At 58.1% G+C, this 16,682-nt stretch carries 15 protein-coding genes and 2 tRNA genes; 7 read left to right on the forward strand and 10 right to left on the reverse strand.

Features of this window, described 5'->3' with window-relative positions:
* The first annotated feature begins 103 nt into the window (after positions 1–103).
* Together AB4Z23_RS12645 and recJ are read left to right on the forward strand one after the other, a co-directional pair.
* Entirely contained in the window at positions 104–328 is a 225-nt protein-coding gene (locus tag AB4Z23_RS12645) for a hypothetical protein (RefSeq protein ID WP_025593517.1), read from the forward strand.
* Between the two features lie 103 nt (positions 329–431).
* Positions 432–2,240 (forward strand): single-stranded-DNA-specific exonuclease RecJ, encoded by a 1,809-nt coding sequence (gene recJ, locus AB4Z23_RS12650; protein ID WP_112155018.1) that lies wholly within the window; start codon positions 432–434, stop codon positions 2,238–2,240.
* Positions 2,241–2,369: 129 nt separating this feature from the next.
* On the opposite strand, the gene AB4Z23_RS12655 is transcribed toward recJ, so the two are convergent.
* From AB4Z23_RS12655 to AB4Z23_RS12680, 6 genes are all read right to left on the reverse strand, one after another.
* A tRNA-Glu gene (locus AB4Z23_RS12655) sits at positions 2,370–2,444 on the reverse strand.
* A 451-nt stretch (positions 2,445–2,895) separates the two neighbouring features.
* Positions 2,896–2,970: transfer RNA gene (locus AB4Z23_RS12660), tRNA-Glu, on the reverse strand.
* A 447-nt stretch (positions 2,971–3,417) separates the two neighbouring features.
* A complete protein-coding gene (locus AB4Z23_RS12665) occupies positions 3,418–4,191 on the reverse strand; it encodes an amino acid ABC transporter ATP-binding protein (protein ID WP_003515372.1) in 774 nt (257 codons plus the stop codon).
* Between the two features lie 12 nt (positions 4,192–4,203).
* Positions 4,204–5,361, reverse strand: a complete 1,158-nt coding sequence (locus tag AB4Z23_RS12670) for an amino acid ABC transporter permease (RefSeq protein ID WP_013636194.1) — start codon at positions 5,359–5,361, stop codon at positions 4,204–4,206.
* 3 nt (positions 5,362–5,364) lie between these two features.
* Positions 5,365–6,561: an amino acid ABC transporter permease gene (locus AB4Z23_RS12675; RefSeq protein WP_003515368.1), complete on the reverse strand. Its 1,197-nt coding sequence runs from the start codon at positions 6,559–6,561 to the stop codon at positions 5,365–5,367.
* Between the two features lie 107 nt (positions 6,562–6,668).
* Positions 6,669–7,691: an amino acid ABC transporter substrate-binding protein gene (locus tag AB4Z23_RS12680; protein ID WP_003515366.1), complete on the reverse strand. Its 1,023-nt coding sequence runs from the start codon at positions 7,689–7,691 to the stop codon at positions 6,669–6,671.
* Between the two features lie 376 nt (positions 7,692–8,067).
* Between AB4Z23_RS12680 and AB4Z23_RS12685 the strand changes: the two genes are divergently transcribed.
* Complete coding sequence (locus AB4Z23_RS12685) at positions 8,068–9,255, forward strand: cystathionine beta-lyase (RefSeq protein WP_441360239.1); 1,188 nt, start codon at positions 8,068–8,070, stop codon at positions 9,253–9,255.
* Between the two features lie 2 nt (positions 9,256–9,257).
* Here the strand turns inward: AB4Z23_RS12685 and AB4Z23_RS12690 are convergent, their stop codons facing one another.
* Both AB4Z23_RS12690 and AB4Z23_RS12695 read right to left on the reverse strand, forming a co-directional pair.
* Positions 9,258–10,427: an FAD-dependent monooxygenase gene (locus AB4Z23_RS12690; RefSeq protein ID WP_421476691.1), complete on the reverse strand. Its 1,170-nt coding sequence runs from the start codon at positions 10,425–10,427 to the stop codon at positions 9,258–9,260.
* 29 nt (positions 10,428–10,456) lie between these two features.
* Positions 10,457–10,702, reverse strand: a complete 246-nt coding sequence (locus AB4Z23_RS12695; protein WP_003495891.1) for a zinc-finger domain-containing protein — start codon at positions 10,700–10,702, stop codon at positions 10,457–10,459.
* Between the two features lie 170 nt (positions 10,703–10,872).
* On the opposite strand from AB4Z23_RS12695, the gene AB4Z23_RS12700 reads away from it, so the two are divergent.
* The 3 genes from AB4Z23_RS12700 (at position 10,873) to AB4Z23_RS12710 (ending at position 12,972) form a co-directional block, all read left to right on the forward strand.
* Positions 10,873–11,649 (forward strand): alpha/beta fold hydrolase, encoded by a 777-nt coding sequence (locus tag AB4Z23_RS12700; RefSeq protein WP_025593509.1) that lies wholly within the window; start codon positions 10,873–10,875, stop codon positions 11,647–11,649.
* 143 nt (positions 11,650–11,792) lie between these two features.
* Positions 11,793–12,617, forward strand: a complete 825-nt coding sequence (cysE, locus tag AB4Z23_RS12705) for a serine O-acetyltransferase (protein WP_441360240.1) — start codon at positions 11,793–11,795, stop codon at positions 12,615–12,617.
* Positions 12,618–12,768: 151 nt separating this feature from the next.
* The gene (locus AB4Z23_RS12710) at positions 12,769–12,972 is read left to right on the forward strand and encodes a DUF3126 family protein (RefSeq protein WP_003515356.1); all 204 of its coding nucleotides are present in this window, start codon (positions 12,769–12,771) and stop codon (positions 12,970–12,972) included.
* Between the two features lie 54 nt (positions 12,973–13,026).
* Here AB4Z23_RS12710 and AB4Z23_RS12715 read toward each other — a convergent pair whose 3' ends face one another.
* Entirely contained in the window at positions 13,027–14,421 is a 1,395-nt protein-coding gene (locus tag AB4Z23_RS12715) for a cytochrome P450 (protein ID WP_441360241.1), read from the reverse strand.
* 111 nt (positions 14,422–14,532) lie between these two features.
* Here AB4Z23_RS12715 and AB4Z23_RS12720 point away from each other — a divergent pair, with 111 nt between their 5' ends.
* A complete protein-coding gene (locus AB4Z23_RS12720; protein WP_075807472.1) occupies positions 14,533–15,198 on the forward strand; it encodes a TetR/AcrR family transcriptional regulator in 666 nt (221 codons plus the stop codon).
* A gap of 93 nt (positions 15,199–15,291) precedes the next feature.
* Here the strand turns inward: AB4Z23_RS12720 and fdhA are convergent, their stop codons facing one another.
* On the reverse strand, positions 15,292–16,482 hold the full coding sequence (fdhA, locus tag AB4Z23_RS12725; protein ID WP_025593503.1) for a formaldehyde dehydrogenase, glutathione-independent: 1,191 nt from the start codon (positions 16,480–16,482) through the stop codon (positions 15,292–15,294).
* Positions 16,483–16,682 lie beyond the last annotated feature (200 nt).

The raw sequence follows: 16,682 nt of genomic DNA on the forward strand, positions 1-16,682 counted from the left end.
CACAGGATAAAACCGCCGTAAAATTTGAGGGGATCGCCTCAGAACCGCTGGAAAACAACGCGATTCGGTTCTATGGTTAATCATGTTACCAAGCGAGGGAGGCGTGGCTGTGACATCGATTATCCTTTTCAAGGACAGTAAGCGCGAAAGCGTTCTGGCCGCCCATCATCGGGCGCGGCCTCACAATGCCAACGACAATATTCGAGGCATGGAATTCGATATTGCCGAATATGAGCGCAACTGGTGTTCCCTTGCGGTGTTTTCCCTGTTGCTGCTCGTCGGCGCGGTATCGATCGTCAGCCCGTTTTTCTCGATTTTCTCGGTGTGAAACCTCATACGGGCGTTTTTGCTTGAAAAAGGCGCCATCGCCATTTAGCCCGTTGTCATGACAAGGCGCGGATACGCATTCGCATGACAGGACGATGGACAGGATGGCAATGATGGAGCCGGCCGATACCGTGGTCCGCGCATTTCTAAGCGTGGAGCGGTCGGCGACAGAGCAACGTTGGGTTTCGCGGCTGGATCAGGCCGCACAGAACCGTGCGCTGGCCATGTCYCAGATCCATGCYATTCCCGAACTGATTGCSCGGGTGCTGGCCGGGCGAGGGGTGGGGGTGGATGAGGCTCTCGCTTTCCTCGATCCGACMATTCGCTCATTGATGCCCGACCCGCATATGCTGACAGATTGCGAAAAGGCTGCCGAAAGGCTGGTCCGTGCCATCGAGACCGGTGAGAAGGTGGCGATCTTCGGCGATTATGACGTTGATGGCGCCGCGTCTTCCGCGCTGATGTATCGTTTTCTCGCGCATTTCGGGCTGACGCCGGAAATCTATATTCCAGATCGTATTTTCGAGGGTTATGGGCCGAACCCGGCGGCGATGCAGCAGCTTGCCGCCAATGGCGCGACCCTGATCGTGACGGTCGATTGCGGCTCCACCAGCCATGAATCKCTGAATGCCGCAAAGGATGCGGGAACAGATGTGGTGGTGATCGATCACCACCAGGTCGGTTCGGAACTGCCGCCGGCGGTGGCGCTGGTCAATCCCAACCGCGAAGACGATCTTTCGGGGCAGGGGCATCTCTGCGCCGCAGGCGTGGTGTTCCTGGTTYTGGTCGCCACCCTCAGGCTRTTGAAGGACAGGCGCAACAGACAGGCGTTCACGATCGATCTGCTGGCGCTGCTGGATATAGTCGCACTCGCAACCGTATGCGACGTGGTGCCCTTGAAGGGGCTGAACCGCGCCTATGTAGTAAAGGGGTTGATTGCCGCGCGCCATATGAACAATGCCGGGCTGGCGGCGCTGTTCAGAAAGGCGGGGTTGGGYGGGCCGGTGACACCGTATCATTTCGGTTTCCTGATCGGACCACGCATCAATGCCGGYGGCCGTATTGGCGATGCCGCTCTGGGTAGCCGTCTGCTTACACTCGACGACTCGTCACAGGCGGACGTGATTGCCGAAAAGCTGGATGAGCTGAACCGCGAGCGACAGGCGATGGAAGCCGTGATGCTGGCGGAAGCCGAAGCGGAAGCGCTTTATGAATATGGCGACGGGTCTGGCGCTGGCGTTATCGTTACCGCACGGGAAAACTGGCATCCGGGGATCGTTGGCCTGCTTGCCTCACGCCTCAAGGACCGTTTCCGCCGCCCGGCCTTTGCAATCGCTTTCGATCCCTCTGGCAAGGGCACAGGCTCCGGCCGCTCGATCAATGGTTTCGATATGGGCAGAATGGTCCGCGCCGCTGTGGATGCCGGCCTGCTGGTCAAGGGTGGCGGTCACGCCATGGCCGCGGGCCTGACGGTGGAACGCGCCAATCTCGGCAAACTCCGGACCTTCTTCGAGGAAGCCGCCGCAAAGACGGTGAGCGAGCTGGTGGAAAGCAGCGTGCTTAAGATCGACGGCGCAATCGGCGCGTCCGGTGCGACCCTGCAGCTTGTCGATCAGCTGGAACAGGCTGGTCCTTATGGCTCCGGCCATTCTCAGCCCATTTTTGCCGTGCCTGCCCACCGGCTGCGCGATGTGCGTCTGGTCGGCACCTCCCACGTCAAGATCACGCTGGAGGCCATGGATGGCTCACGGCTGGACGGCATCGCATTCCGCGCCGCAGAGGCCCCTCTGGGGCAGATGCTGCTGAATGCGCGTGGCAGGTCTATCCACGTGGCAGGCACCGTGGGTGCCGATCTCTGGCAGGGCCAGAGGCGTGTGCAGCTGCGTGTTCTGGACGCGGCTTTCGCGCCCTGACAGTCGGCACAGATCGAGACTTGATTTTACGGGAAAAGCTGAAGGACGGCCGGAAACGGCATGCATCCTCTATCTCACACATCACGTGAAGATTTGAACGCATAATACTGATTTTCAAGGAGAAGCAAGTGGCACGCCCTAGGGGAGTCGAACCCCTCTTTTCAGAATGAAAATCTGACGTCCTAACCGATAGACGAAGGGCGCGTGCGCTTGTGGTGTGGCGCCCTTATAGTCAGGCTCCCGTTGCTCCGCAAGCGGAAAAATTGATTTTTTCCGCTTCGTGACGAGTTTTTTTATGGAGGCCGGACCGGCTGTGGAAAACTGCGCCGGGTCTGGCCAAGGCCTTGAAATTTCGCCGCTATCGCTGCGCGCCGGCAATGCCTTCATGACTCGTGGAAGGCCTCGGGGTGTGGTTTTCCAACCCTTAGCTGGCATCTGCTGCCCGCCAGAATGAACCGACGCTGTGATTTGGCTGGAAGGTGAAAGGCAAGCCGGTCGATTTGCCCGCTGGCGCTTCATCCGGCTCGCCTTCCATCGGGGGGACAGCACTCWAACGTATCGCCCGGGAATCGGTTCCGGCGCATCGATCAGGCGTGACGAATTCGCTATCTGCGAAGCTGCTTTATATTTTCGAAGGGGGAAACACGAAGGCAAGTGGCACGCCCTAGGGGAGTCGAACCCCTCTTTTCAGAATGAAAATCTGACGTCCTAACCGATAGACGAAGGGCGCGTGCGCTTGTGGTGTGGCGCCCTTATAGTCAGGCTCCCCGTGGTCCGCAAGCGGAAAAATGCATGATTTGACAAAAAAATGACATTGGCTGTCAGAACCCTTGGAAAACAAGGATTTCCGTTTCGTAACAAATGGTTAAACCGAGGTCGGCTTGGCAGTTTCAGTGCTTCTCGCGGATGAAGAACRRTGTGARACGACGATTTGCAGGGGYCGGTGATTCACTCAACGGGGCTTATGGTGCGGAAGAAGCCATCAAAATGCATGGCGAACCTTACCAAACATTTCGGCGTCACCCTTGGGTTTTTGCCGAGATATTCAACCGCTCGATTTTGTTGACTTAGATACTTAGGACAAGCCCAYGGATGAGGTCGAGCGTGGAGAGGCTGTCGTCAAATKAAAACGGGGCCGAAATGGCCCCGTTTCGTGATGYTAGCTGATTGCAGCGTCTCAGTGCAGAATCTGGCTGAGGAACAGCCTCGTGCGCTCGTGCTGGGGATTGTCGAAGAATTCGGCAGGCGAATTCTGTTCGACGATCTGGCCCTGGTCCATGAAGATGACGCGGTTTGCGACCTGGCGGGCAAAGCCCATTTCGTGGGTCACGCACAGCATCGTCATGCCGTCTTCGGCRAGGCTGACCATGGTATCAAGCACTTCCTTGACCATTTCCGGGTCAAGCGCYGAGGTCGGCTCGTCAAACAGCATGATCTTCGGCTTCATGCACAGCGAGCGGGCGATTGCAACGCGCTGCTGCTGACCGCCGGAGAGCTGGCCAGGGTATTTATGCGCCTGTTCGGGGATCTTGACGCGCTTCAGATAGTGCATCGCCACTTCTTCGGCTTCCTTCTTGGGCATCTTGCGAACCCAGATCGGCGCCAGCGTGCAGTTYTCSAGAATCGTCAGGTGCGGGAAGAGGTTGAAGTGCTGGAACACCATGCCGACTTCACGACGCACCTCATCGATCTTCTTCAGATCGTTGGTGAGTTCGATACCGTCGACGTTGATCGTGCCCGACTGATGTTCTTCCAGCCGGTTGATGCAGCGGATCATGGTCGATTTGCCCGATCCCGAAGGACCGGCGATGACGATACGCTCGCCCTTCATCACCTTCAGGTTGATGTCGCGCAGGACGTGGAAGTCGCCATACCACTTGTTCATGCCGACGAGTTCGATTGCCACGTCCGTTGTCGAAACGGCCAGTTTTTTTGTTTGGGTTTCTGCCATTTTGAGCGTCCCTTATCGTTTATGCCCGGTGTCGAGGTGCCGTTCCATGAACAGCGAATAACGCGACATGCCGAAGCAGAATATCCAGAATATGAACCCGGCGAAAATATAGCCCGTCATTGCGGTGACAGGTGTCGCCCAGTTCGCATCCGATTGGTTGAGTGTGACAATGCCAAGCAGGTCGAACATGCCGATGATCGAGACCAGCGACGTGTCCTTGAAAAGACCGATGAAGGTGTTGACGATGCCCGGAATGACGAGCTTCAGCGCCTGCGGCAGCACGATCAGCCGGGTTTTCTGCCAATAGTTCAGGCCGAGCGAGTCTGCCCCTTCATATTGCCCCTTCGGGATGGCCTGCAAGCCGCCACGGATCACCTCCGCCATATAGGCGGACGAGAAGAGCGACACGCCGACCAGAGCGCGCAGGAACTTGTCGAAGGTCCAGCCGTCGGGAAGGAACAGCGGCAACATGATGCTGGCGAAGAACAGGACGGTGATCAGAGGAATACCTCTGATAACTTCGATGAAAAGCACGCACAGCATTTTGATTACCGGCAGGTTCGACCGGCGGCCAAGCGCCAGAAGAATGCCGAAGGGCAGGGACACTGCAATTCCGAAGAAAGACAGGATCAGGGTRACCATCAGGCCGCCCCAGAGCTGCGTTTCCACCACCGGCAGGCCGAAGACGCCGCCGATGAGGAGGAAAAACGCAATGACTGGCAGGATGATGAAAAGGGCCAGCGCATTGAGCCGCTTGAACGGCGCTTTCGGAATGAGCATTGGCACCAGGAGGATGGTGAACATGACCATCACAAGGATAGGACGCCAGCGCTCATCGATCGGGTAACGGCCGAACATGATCTGGCCGAACTTCGCCGAAACGAAGGCCCAGCATGCGCCGGACTGGCCATCGGCCAGCGCACCGCCCTGGGAGGCGGTGAGGCAGGCGATGCGATCCGTACCGGTCCATACCGCGTCTACGAACAGCCACTTGAAGATTGGTGGCAGAAGATAGGCGAGGAACGCGATGGCAAGAACCGTAAGGACGGTGTCCTTCGGCGTGGCGAAAAGTTTAGTGCGCAGCCAATGGCTGATACCAACCGCGCTTGAAGGCGCGGGTTTGGCTTCTTCAATGGTGTGGCGCACGAACGCGTGATTGCTGATCGTCATCTATTATCTCTCCACCAGGGCCATTTTCGCGTTCAACCAGTTCATGACCACGGCCGTGAGAATTGACAGCGAGAGATAGAGAACGAGCCAGATAGCGACAACTTCGACCGCCTGTCCCGTCTGGTTCAGGATCGTACCGCCAACGGAGACGATGTCGGCGAAACCGACCGCGACCGCAAGCGACGAGTTCTTGGTCAGGTTGAGATACTGGCTTGTCAGCGGCGGGATGATGATGCGCATCGCCTGAGGAACGACGATCAGACGTGTCGTCGTGCTGGCGCGAAGACCCAATGCCTCCGCTGCCTCGGTCTGCCCTTTTGCCACGGCCTTGATGCCGCCGCGAACGATCTCGGCGATAAAGGAAGCGGTGTAGAAGGAGAGCGCCAGAAACAGCGACATGAATTCAGGTGCGACGACCGAACCGCCCGCAAGGTTGAACCGCCCGGCAATCGGGTAATCGAATGTCAGGGGTGAGCCGAGTGCGAGGAATGTCGCAGCCGGAAGGCCGATGATGAGAAGTGTTGCGGTGATGCCGGTGCGGAACTGCTCGCCGGTTCTTTCCTGCCTGGCCTTCGCCCAGCGATAAATGAAGACGCTGATGACGATGGCGACCACGAAAGCGAGCGGTATCAGCCACGTCCCTTCGCCCCAGAGAGGCTTTGGAAAGAAGAAGCCGCGATTGTTGAGGTAGGTYCCAAGYGGAAGCTGSAGCGAATCGCGGGCCTGCGGCAGAACGGAKATGACGCCCTTGTACCAGAAGAAKATGACGAGCAGGGGCGGGATGTTGCGGAAGATTTCCACATAGGCCTGCGCCAGCTTCGAGATYAGCCAGTTGTTGGACAGCCGGGCGATACCGACGATRAAACCGATGATCGACGCGGCGATGATGCCRAAAAATGCGACCTGAATTGTGTTGAGAATACCAACGAGCAATGCCCGGCCATAGGTCGCATCGCTGGTGTAAGCGATCAGCGACTGGCCGATATCGAAGCCGGCTCTTCCATTGAGGAAGCCGAAGCCGGACGAAATGTTTGACCGTTGAAGATTTGTGATCGTATTCGTCACGATGATCCAGACGAAGGCGGTCAGGATGACGACTGTCAGAACCTGATAAAAAATTCCGCGTATGCGTGGATCGTAAATGAGTGACGACGCGCTTTGCGCGCGCGATCGTTGCGAACTGACCGCGTTGCCTGCCATAGGCACCTTTCCCTTTTATATGCTCTTTGCGAGCTTATTCTATAATTTCAAGGGGAGGCCGGGCATTGCCCAGCCTCCCTTCAGTCCTTAGCCAACGATAGTGCCGATCAACGAACCGGCGGTGCGTATTGCAGGCCGCCCTTGGTCCAAAGCGCGTTCTGGCCACGCTCGATCTTCAGCGGCGAGCCGGCGCCAACGTTACGGTCGAAGACTTCGCCGTAGTTGCCGACCTTCTTGACGATGTTGTAGGCCCAGTCGTTCGTCACGCCGAGATCCGTACCGATCTTGGTGCCTTCTTCAGTGCCAAGCAGACGCTTGATATCAGGGTTGGCGCTGTTCTTCTGCTCGTCGACGTTTTTCGACGTGATGCCCAGCTCTTCGGCGTTGACCATCGCGTAGTGAACCCACGTRACGATGTCGAACCACTGGTCGTCGCCCTGGCGAACGGCCGGTCCAAGCGGCTCCTTGGAGATCACTTCAGGCAGAACGATGTTGTCATCGGGGTTCTTCAGCTTGAGACGGATAGCGTACAGACCGGACTGGTCGGTGGTGTAAACGTCGCAACGGCCGGAATCATAAGCCGAAGTCGCATCGGATTCCTTTTCGAAAACAACCGGGTTGTACTGCAGGTTGTTGGTCTTGAAGTAGTCGGCAAGGTTGAGCTCGGTGGTCGTGCCGGTCTGAACGCAGACGGCGGCGCCGGAAAGCTCAAGCGCGGACTTCACGTTGAGGCCCTTCTTGGCGATGAAGCCCTGGCCGTCATAATAGTTGACGGTACGGAAGTTGAAGCCGAGCGATGTGTCGCGGCTGATCGTCCAGGTGGTGTTACGGGTCAGAACGTCGACCTCGCCAGACTGGAGAGCCGGAAAACGGTCCTTGCTCGAAAGAGCGACAAATTTAGCCTTTGTAGGATCGCCGAAAACCGCAGTGGCAATRCCGCGGCAATAGTCCACGTCGATGCCGGACCATTCGCCCTTGTCATCGGGATTGGAAAATCCCGGAATGCCAGCGCTCACGCCGCAGGTGACGAAACCTTTCGACTTCACGTCCTGAAGCGTCGCAGCCGAAGCGACCGAGGCTCCTCCCAAAACTGCTGCGCCGATAACGGCCGACAGAATTGCCTTTTTCATTTTTCCCAACCTTTGTTTGTTATCGTCAATCGGAAGAGGACCGGCATATTGTTTTTGCCCCAGCTCCCCCCTTCAGCAGATCTTTTCGATCCGCTTTTTCTATCACAATCGTAATTGGCAGCGGGGTCAAGACATGCTGACAATAATTGTGCCTATAAAACGGAATTTTCCAAATTTTGGTCGGGAAGTGTGCAAAGGGTGAAAATATAAGCATATTATTGCGGAAAAATACACTTGCACGATTTTTGTATACTTCTTGTATGCTGTTGACGCGTGGATCAATCCTCCCATCTACGAAYGTTCTGCGGGACTTGACCTTGCCTCCGGCTCTCCGCATTGTCGCTCGCGTCAATATCCCTTCGAAAGCTGATCTGAAATGACCAAGACCAATGACCTGCTTTCCACCGCAGGTATGAATACGCGCCTGACCCATGGCGGCAACGATCCCGCCGACTGTTTCGGTTTCGTCAATCCGCCCATCGTGCGCGGTTCTACCGTGCTTTTCCCCGATGCCGAGACGCTTTCGACCGAAAACCAGAAATACACCTATGGCACCCACGGCACGCCGACGACCGATGCGCTATGCAATCTCGTCAACGAGCTGGAGGGTTCTTTCGGAACCATTCTCGTGCCATCGGGTCTTGCAGCGATCACCGTGCCGTTCCTCGCCTATCTTGGCGCTGGCGATCATGCGCTGATCGTCGATTCGGTTTATTTTCCCACACGCCGCTTCTGCAACACGATGCTGAAGAAGCTTGGTGTGGAGGTGGAGTATTACGACCCGGCGATTGGGGCGGGTATCGAAGCGCTGATCCGCCCGAATACCAAGCTGGTGCATCTTGAAGCGCCGGGTTCCAATACCTTCGAGATTCAGGACGTTCGGCTGATCACCGAGATCGCCCACAGGCACGATTGCGTCGTGACGATGGACAATACCTGGGCGACACCGCTTTATTTCAAGCCGCTCGATTTCGGTGTCGATGTTTCCATCCATGCCGCCACCAAATATCCGTCAGGTCATTCCGATGTTCTGATGGGCTTTGTTTCCGCCAATGAAAAGCACTGGAAGACGCTTTATCAAGCGAACACCAATCTTGGCATCTGCGTGACGCCTGATGACGCCTATCAGATCCTGCGCGGCATGCGCTCCATGGGCATTCGGCTTGCGCACCACCAGAAAAGCGCCCTCGACATCGCCACCTGGCTGGAAAGCCGCGACGACGTCGTGAGCGTCCTGCATCCGGCCCTGCCGAGCTTTGCCGGGCATGAACTCTGGAAGCGCGGTTTCAAGGGCGCGAGCGGCGTATTTTCCTTCGTGCTGAAGGCCGAAGAGGGCAAATACAAGCAGACTGCGGCGGCATTCCTGAATGCGCTGACCTTCTTCGGGCTCGGCTATTCCTGGGGTGGATACGAATCGCTTGCCGTGTCGGTGTCGCTTGTCGACAGGACGATTGCCAAAGGCCCGTCGGAAGGTCCGGTCATCCGTCTGCAGATAGGGCTTGAAGATATCGCCGACCTCAAGAAAGATCTCGAGGCCGGGTTTGCGGCGGCAGCCGGGGTTTAACCTCAGCCTTTGGCGCGGTAGCCGTATAGCCAGTCGAAGTCCTTCAGGAAGGCTTCCCTCGGACGTGTCGAAAAGACGAAGTTCCGGGCAAGCCGAACCGGGCCTGTGGCGTGATAGGCGAAACGATTGAGAGAGGCCCGCTTGCGGGCCTTTTCTATGCGCGGCAGACGCAGGGCTTCGAAGGCGGCAAGGGCCTGTGGTACGGGCAGGGATGTTCCGGTCAATGTGCCCGCCAGTTCAAATGCATCCTCGATGGCCATCGCCGCCCCCTGTGCGGCAAAGGGCATCATCGCGTGGGCAGCGTCGCCGATCAGCACCGTATCGCGACCATTGTGCCAGCGTCCGGCACCGGCCTGATAAAGTGGCCAGAAGGTCGGATTTTCCGACGATGCCAGCAGCCGAACGATATCCGGGCTCCAGCCGCGAAACTGCGCGAGCAGCATGGCTTTCTGTTGGCCGCTCGATTCCGCCCGCCATGTTGCGCCGGGATCGGCGCCGAGTGCGATGGCCACAATGTTGAAGCCGCCGACTTCCTTCAGCGGGTAGGCGACGATATGGCCACCCGAACCGAGATAGGCGGTGACGGCGCTTTTGTTGATRGCTGAYGGCACATCTTTTGCCGCGACCGTGAAGCGCCAGGCAATATTGCCGGAGAARGTGGCAGTGGGGGCGGAGGGGACAGCAAAACGGGCCGCGGACCAGACACCGTCTGCGCCGACGATCAGGTCGTGATCGCGGAACGTGGTTGCAGCGATGACGTCTGTCGTCGCGTTTTCGATACGTTTGCCAAGATGCAGGCGGCAGAGCGGATTGTGCGTTACCGCATTGAGAAGCGCGTTTTGCAACGTCGAGCGATGCAGCACGCCATAAGGTGCGCCCCAGCGTGTGCGGGCCGTCGCACCCACGGGCAAAGACAGCAACGTGGCAAGCGATTTGCCATCGGCCAGATCGACACTGACCGGCTCGGTCCAACGCGCCTCTATCTCAGCCATCACGCCGAGTTCGGCAAGGATGCGGGCGGCATTGGGCGATACTTGCAGGCCCGCACCGACTTCCGTCAGTTCGCCGGCCTGTTCAACGATGTCAGAGCTGATGCCCTGGCGGGCAAAAGAAAGCGCTGCGGTGAGACCGGCGATGCCGGCACCGACGATGGCTACGGATTTGATGGGCATGTCGCGCCCCGATCAGGAAAGGTGGAAGGTCAGGCGGCCTTCACATGGAAGACGCAGCCTGGAGGATTGGTCTGCTCGGCCTTCAGCGACGGATTGTAGCGGTAAAGGGTGGAGCAATAGGAACAGACCTTCTCGTTGTCGTCGCCCATGTCGATAAAGATGTGGGGATGATCGAAAGGCACCGAAGCGCCGGTGCACATGAATTCCTTGACGCCGATCTCGATCACGCTGTGTCCGCCATCGTTCTGGAAGTGGGGAATGGAATGCCCGGCCATGTTCGTCTCCAAATGCAATATCGTGGTTAAGCCGCATGTCGTCATCGAGCATGGGCTTATTGCTGCGGATATGTAGCCTCAAACGCATTGCATCTCCATAAAAATCGTCAGGAAAACATGTTCAAAATTGCGATTTCCTGCCATATGGTCCGGCAAAAAGGATGTCCTTGATGAATCTCAACATGCCGCAATTTTCCGATTTTTCCCATGACGGCCTTCGCCTTGCCTATTTCGATGAAGGTGATCCGGCGGGCGATCCGGTTCTGTTGATTCACGGCTTTGCCTCCAGCGCCAACGTCAACTGGGTGCATCCAGGCTGGCTGAAAACGCTTGGTGACGCCGGTTACCGGGTGATTGCCATCGACAATCGCGGCCATGGCGCAAGCGACAAGCCGCATGATCCGCAAGCCTATTATCCGCCCGTCATGGCCGGCGATGCGGTGGCGCTGCTTAATCATCTCGGCATCGCGGAGGCTCATGTGATGGGCTATTCCATGGGCGCACGCATTTCGGCCTTTCTGGCGATGGCACATCCGGAGCGTGTCCGCTCACTGGTTTTCGGCGGACTTGGCATCGGCATGGTGGAAGGTGTAGGCGACTGGGATCCGATCGCCGAAGCGCTGCTGGCCCCCTCGCTCGATGTCGTCACGCATGAGCGCGGCCGCATGTTCCGCGCCTTTGCCGACCAGACGAAAAGCGACCGGCTGGCRCTYGCMGCCTGTATCGAGACGTCGCGTGTCCTCGTCAGCCGCGAACAGGCCGCAAAGATCGATGCACCGACGCTGATCGCGGTCGGAACCAATGACGATATCGCCGGATCGGGTGCCGAACTTGCGGCGATCATGCCGCATGCGCGCGCTATCGACATTCCCGGCCGTGACCACATGCTGGCCGTTGGCGACCGGGTGTTCAAGGCGGCGGTTCTGGAATTTTACCGCAGCCTTTGATGGGTGGCGGCAAGAAACGGTTTTTCATGCTGCATGAAGAAAAACTGAAGCCTTGCCGTCTTTAAAGTCGTCATTCGAATCCCATTTCTTATGCACGTCTTTTTCTGTATAAAGAACGACTACTGCAAACGAGGAGACCATTCATGGTCGCACGTACCGAGGCCCGTCAGCCGGAACAGCTGGCGATCGTCGATCCGATCTGGGGCAGCCTACTGCATGAGGCACGAAGCGCCGTGGCGCAGGACCCGCTGCTTTCGGCTTTCCTTTATTCGACAATCCTCAATCACCGGTCTCTGGAAGAATGCGTGATTTATCGCATCTGTGAACTCCTCGATCATCCCGATATGCAGGCCGTTCTTCTGCGCCAGACCTTTCAGGACATGCTGGATGACTGGCCCGAATGGGGCAGCGTGCTGCGCGTCGATATCCAGGCGGTTTACGATCGCGATCCGGCCTGCACGCGCTTCATGGAGCCGCTCCTTTATTTCAAGGGGTTTCAGGCCATCCAGACGCATCGCCTTGCCCATTGGCTGCTGCAAAGGGGCCGCAGGGATCTGGCGCTTTATCTGCAAAGCCGCTCGTCCAGCATTTTCCAGACGGATATCAATCCGGCAGCACGCATCGGCAAGGGTATCTTCCTCGATCATGCCACCGGGCTTGTGGTCGGCGAGACGGCCGTTATCGGCGACAACGTTTCCATCCTGCATGGCGTGACGCTTGGCGGCACCGGCAAGGAGGGGGCGGACCGTCATCCGAAGATCGCCAATGGCGTGATGATCGGAGCGGGCGCGAAAATCCTCGGTAATATCGAGATCGGCAGCTGCTCGCGCATCGCCGCCGGTTCTGTGGTGCTGAAGCCGGTCCCGCCGAAGACCACCGTTGCCGGTGTGCCGGCGCGGGTGGTGGGAGAGGCAGGGTGTTCCGAACCCTCGCGCCTGATGGATCAGGTCATCGGAGCCGATATCTGACGGGTCCGATATTTTCTCAATTGTCCGTGTGGAAGGCTCCGCGTGAAAGACATGGCCTGTGAAAGACATTGGCGATGTGCCGCTTTCACTTTACTTTCGCCTTTGTCCCATGCCAAAAGCGGCGCAACCCGAACCGCACAGGAGAATAGTGGTGAAAGCCGACGAAATCAAAAAACTCGACGCCTATTTCAAGCGCACCTTCAATGAAAAGATGGTTGTGAAGGCGCGTCCCCGTAAGGACGATTCCGCCGAAGTGTATCTTGGCGAAGAGTTCCTTGGCGTTGTCTACATCGATGACGAGGACGGCGACCGCTCGTACAACTTCTCCATGGCAATCCTCGACGTCGATCTTTGATCGTCACTGCCCGGTGACGGGTGTTTTCCCGGATTAATAGTCGCCCGCGGTGGTTCACGCCGCGGGCGATTTGTTTTTGCGGTCGGTGATACGCATCATCAGGCGGCTTTGCGGCCGCAACGTCACCCTCATCAGTGGCTCTGCCGGACTTGCCGATCTGTTTTCGAGATGGACGTTCTGCAACAGCACCGCCAGGATCGACACGGCCTCCATCATCGCAAATGCGTTGCCGATGCAGACACGCGGACCTGCACCGAAGGGCATATAGGCGTAACGGTGACGCGCCTTGGTCTTTTCCGGCTCGAAGCGGGAAGGGTCGAAACGTTCCGGTTCGTCCCACAGCGCCGTGTGCCGGTGGACAGCGTAGATCGGCACATAAAGAACGGTTCCGGCAGGAATATCATGGTCGCCGAGCTTGAAATCCTGCAACGCCGTGCGGGTRACSACCGGGGCAGGTGGGTAAAGCCGCATCGCCTCGGAAAATACCTGTCTGGTATAGGTCAGTTGGGCGATGTGCTCTGCGGCGACGGGATTTGCACCCGTGACGGCTGCGATTTCCTCAACGACTTTCCGCTCCACGTCGCTGTGTTGCGACAGCAGATTGAACGTCCATGCCAGACCGAGCGCAGTCGTTTCGTGACCGGCGGTGATGAAGGTGAGCAGATTGTCGATGATTTCCTTGTCGCTCATCGTGCGTCCCGTCTCCGGGTCCTTCGCCTGAAGTAGCATGGACACCAGATCGTGTCTCTCGACGGGGTTCCGCCGCCGGTCCGCAATCACAGTCGACAGGCTGGAGCGCAGATAACGGACAGCGGCCCGGGCCTTGCGCCGACCGGGGTGGGGGAGCCATTCCGGTGCGCCCAGCATGGCGAGCGCGAAGGTCCAGCCTGTCGGTTTCAGATAGTCGGTGATGCTTTGCTCCACGCGCCCGATATCGATCCCGTGGCCGCCGGACATCATGGTCTCAACGATGATGTCGAAGGTGGTCCGCATCATTTCATGGCCGATATCGATGTCACCGAAAGGAGATGCGCGCCAGCGCCTGCCGGTTCGCTCCGCCGCCTCGATCATGACGGGCAGCAGTTCCAGCAGCTTTTCGTGCCGAAAGGCGGCGGCAACCGATTGCCGTTGCCATTTCCAGTGATCGCCATCGGCGGTCAGAAGGCCCTGTCCGAGAGCGGGGCCAAGCGCGCGGCGCACGTCCTCACCCTTGCCGAGCAGATGGGCGTTCTTGACGAGGGCCTCATGAATAAGKRCAGGATCGGCAAGATGGACGCGCATCGTACCGCCGACACGGATAAACACCGCCGGTTCGTTGAAAATCTCCGGTGGCAATGCGTTCAGCGGATTGCGGATGAGTGAGAGGGCCAAACGTGCTGTGGCGAATTTCGATACGGGTGCCGCAGCGGATGTATCCGGGAGCGGGGTGCGAAGGTCGGTTCCGGGCATGGACAGGTCCTTTATTCGCGTTGAACACTCAAATTTATTTGTTAAGGTGTGTACCTTATTATATTCATTTAAGGTGTGCACCTTAGGTTTCAATAGCGGGGTCCGATATCAATGAAGAAAAGCGAGGGCGGACGATCGACGGGGCGTCCTTCCCCCACACGACAGAGAATAATCGCTGCCGCACTCCAACTATTTAACGAGAGGGGGCCTGATCACGTAACCACAGCCGAGATCGCAAGGGCAGTGAATATCAACGAGGGTAATCTTTATTATCATTTCCGCACCAAGGAGGCATTGGTGCTGGCGCTGTTTGCCCTGTTCGAGACCGACGCACTGGCGGTTGTCGCAAAGATCGACGAAGAGGACGAAGTTGCCGCATCGACATATGCTGGCTTTCTGCGGCTCTGGTTTTCGCTGGTGTGGAACTACCGCTTCCTGTTTCGTGATTTTGTCGGCCTTCTTTCCTCCGCGCCTGCGCTGGTGGAGCCGGTTCGCGGCATAAGCGCGGCAATGCGACTTGCCGTTGATGATATCGTCAGCCGGATGGAGAGGGCAGGGCTTGCAGAGATTCCAGAAACCGAGCGGGCGGCCCTTCTTACCAATCTATGGATCGTCTCGACCTATTGGGCGGCTTATCTCAACCTTCAGGAAGGGGTCACCGAATTCGGGCCGCAGCAACTGGACTGGGGACTTCGGCAGGTGTCCAGCCTGTTTCGACCCTATCTCTCACCATTGGCCACCTCCGAGCTGGAGGCGATGCTTGAAGTTGATGCATGATTTCACCTGATGGTGACAATGTTGCAGGCAAAAACGCCCGCGACAATATCTGTCGCGGGCGTTTCCCATCTCGCGGGTCTTAAGCCGCCGTTATCAGGCCGACTTCAGCAGATCGCCGTGCGGATCGAGCACGAACTTGGTTGCGGCACCCTGGTCGAAGCTTTCATATCCCTGTACGGCGTCGTCGAGTGCGATGATCTTGGCGTTGACGATGTCGGCAATGGGCAGGCGGTCATGCAGGATCGACTGCATGAGCTGGCGATTGTATTTCAGCACCGGCGTCTGGCCGGTATGGAAAGATTGTGCCTTGGCCCAACCGAGGCCGAAGCGAAGCGACAGGCTGCCCTGTTTTGCTGCGGCATCGACCGCACCTGGATCTTCGGTGACGTAAAGGCCGGGAATGCCGATCGAGCCGGCGGCACGGGTAATTTCCATCATCTGGTTGAGAACGATGGCCGGCTGTTCGCCGCCCGAATGGCCACGCGCTTCGAAACCGACGGCATCGATGGCGCTGTCGACCTCGTTTGTGCCGACGATCTCGGCAATCATGTCGCCCAACCGGTCACCCTTGGAAAGATCGACGGGCTCGAAGCCGACCTTGGCGGCGTGCGCAAGGCGATCCTTGTTGAAGTCACCGATCATGACGACGGCGGCACCGAGAATACGGGCAGACGCGGCAGCCGCCAGACCGACCGGACCGGCGCCCGCGACATAGACCGTGGAGCCGACACCGACGCCGGCCTTGACCGCGCCATGAAAGCCGGTCGGCAGGATGTCCGAGAGCATGGTRAGGTCGCGGATCTTGGACATTGCCCTGTCGCGGTCGGGAAATTTCAGAAGGTTGAAGTCGGCATAGGGAATGGTCACGTATCTGGCCTGTCCGCCGATCCAGCCTCCCATATCGACATAACCGTAGGCGCCGCCGGCACGGGCGGGGTTCACCGTCAGGCACACACCGGTATCCTGCGACTTGCAGCAGCGGCAGCGACCGCAGGCGACGTTGAACGGCACCGAGACGATATCGCCGATATCAAGCATCTCGACGTCGACGCCTTTTTCAATGACTTCGCCGGTGATCTCATGGCCAAGGACGAGGCCGGGCATCGCCGAGGTGCGGCCGCGCACCATATGCTGGTCCGAACCGCAGATATTCGTGGAAATAACCTTGAGAATGACACCGTGCTCGATACGGCGGCCATCCGGCGCCTCCAGCTTCGGGTCATCGATGTCGCGGACCTCGACCTGGCCGGGGCGCAAATAGACGACGCCTCTGTTTTTGCTCATATCCATCTCCTCCTTGGGTTGAACACCAATACCGGCCCGCTCCTCCGCAGACAGGATATCGTCAAAACTCATGCGCGGACCCGTATGCGGCTCGCGTGGAATCTCAATCGGCGAAGGGATGGAAAGAAGAACAATCGGCGCGTCTGGACAAACGTCGCCTGCCTCTTGATCACCGCCCGCCGCAGATACCCGGCATTACG

Source organism: Agrobacterium sp. MCAB5, assembly GCF_052114365.1.
In the GTDB taxonomy this organism is placed as follows: Bacteria; Pseudomonadota; Alphaproteobacteria; order Rhizobiales; family Rhizobiaceae; genus Agrobacterium; species Agrobacterium tumefaciens.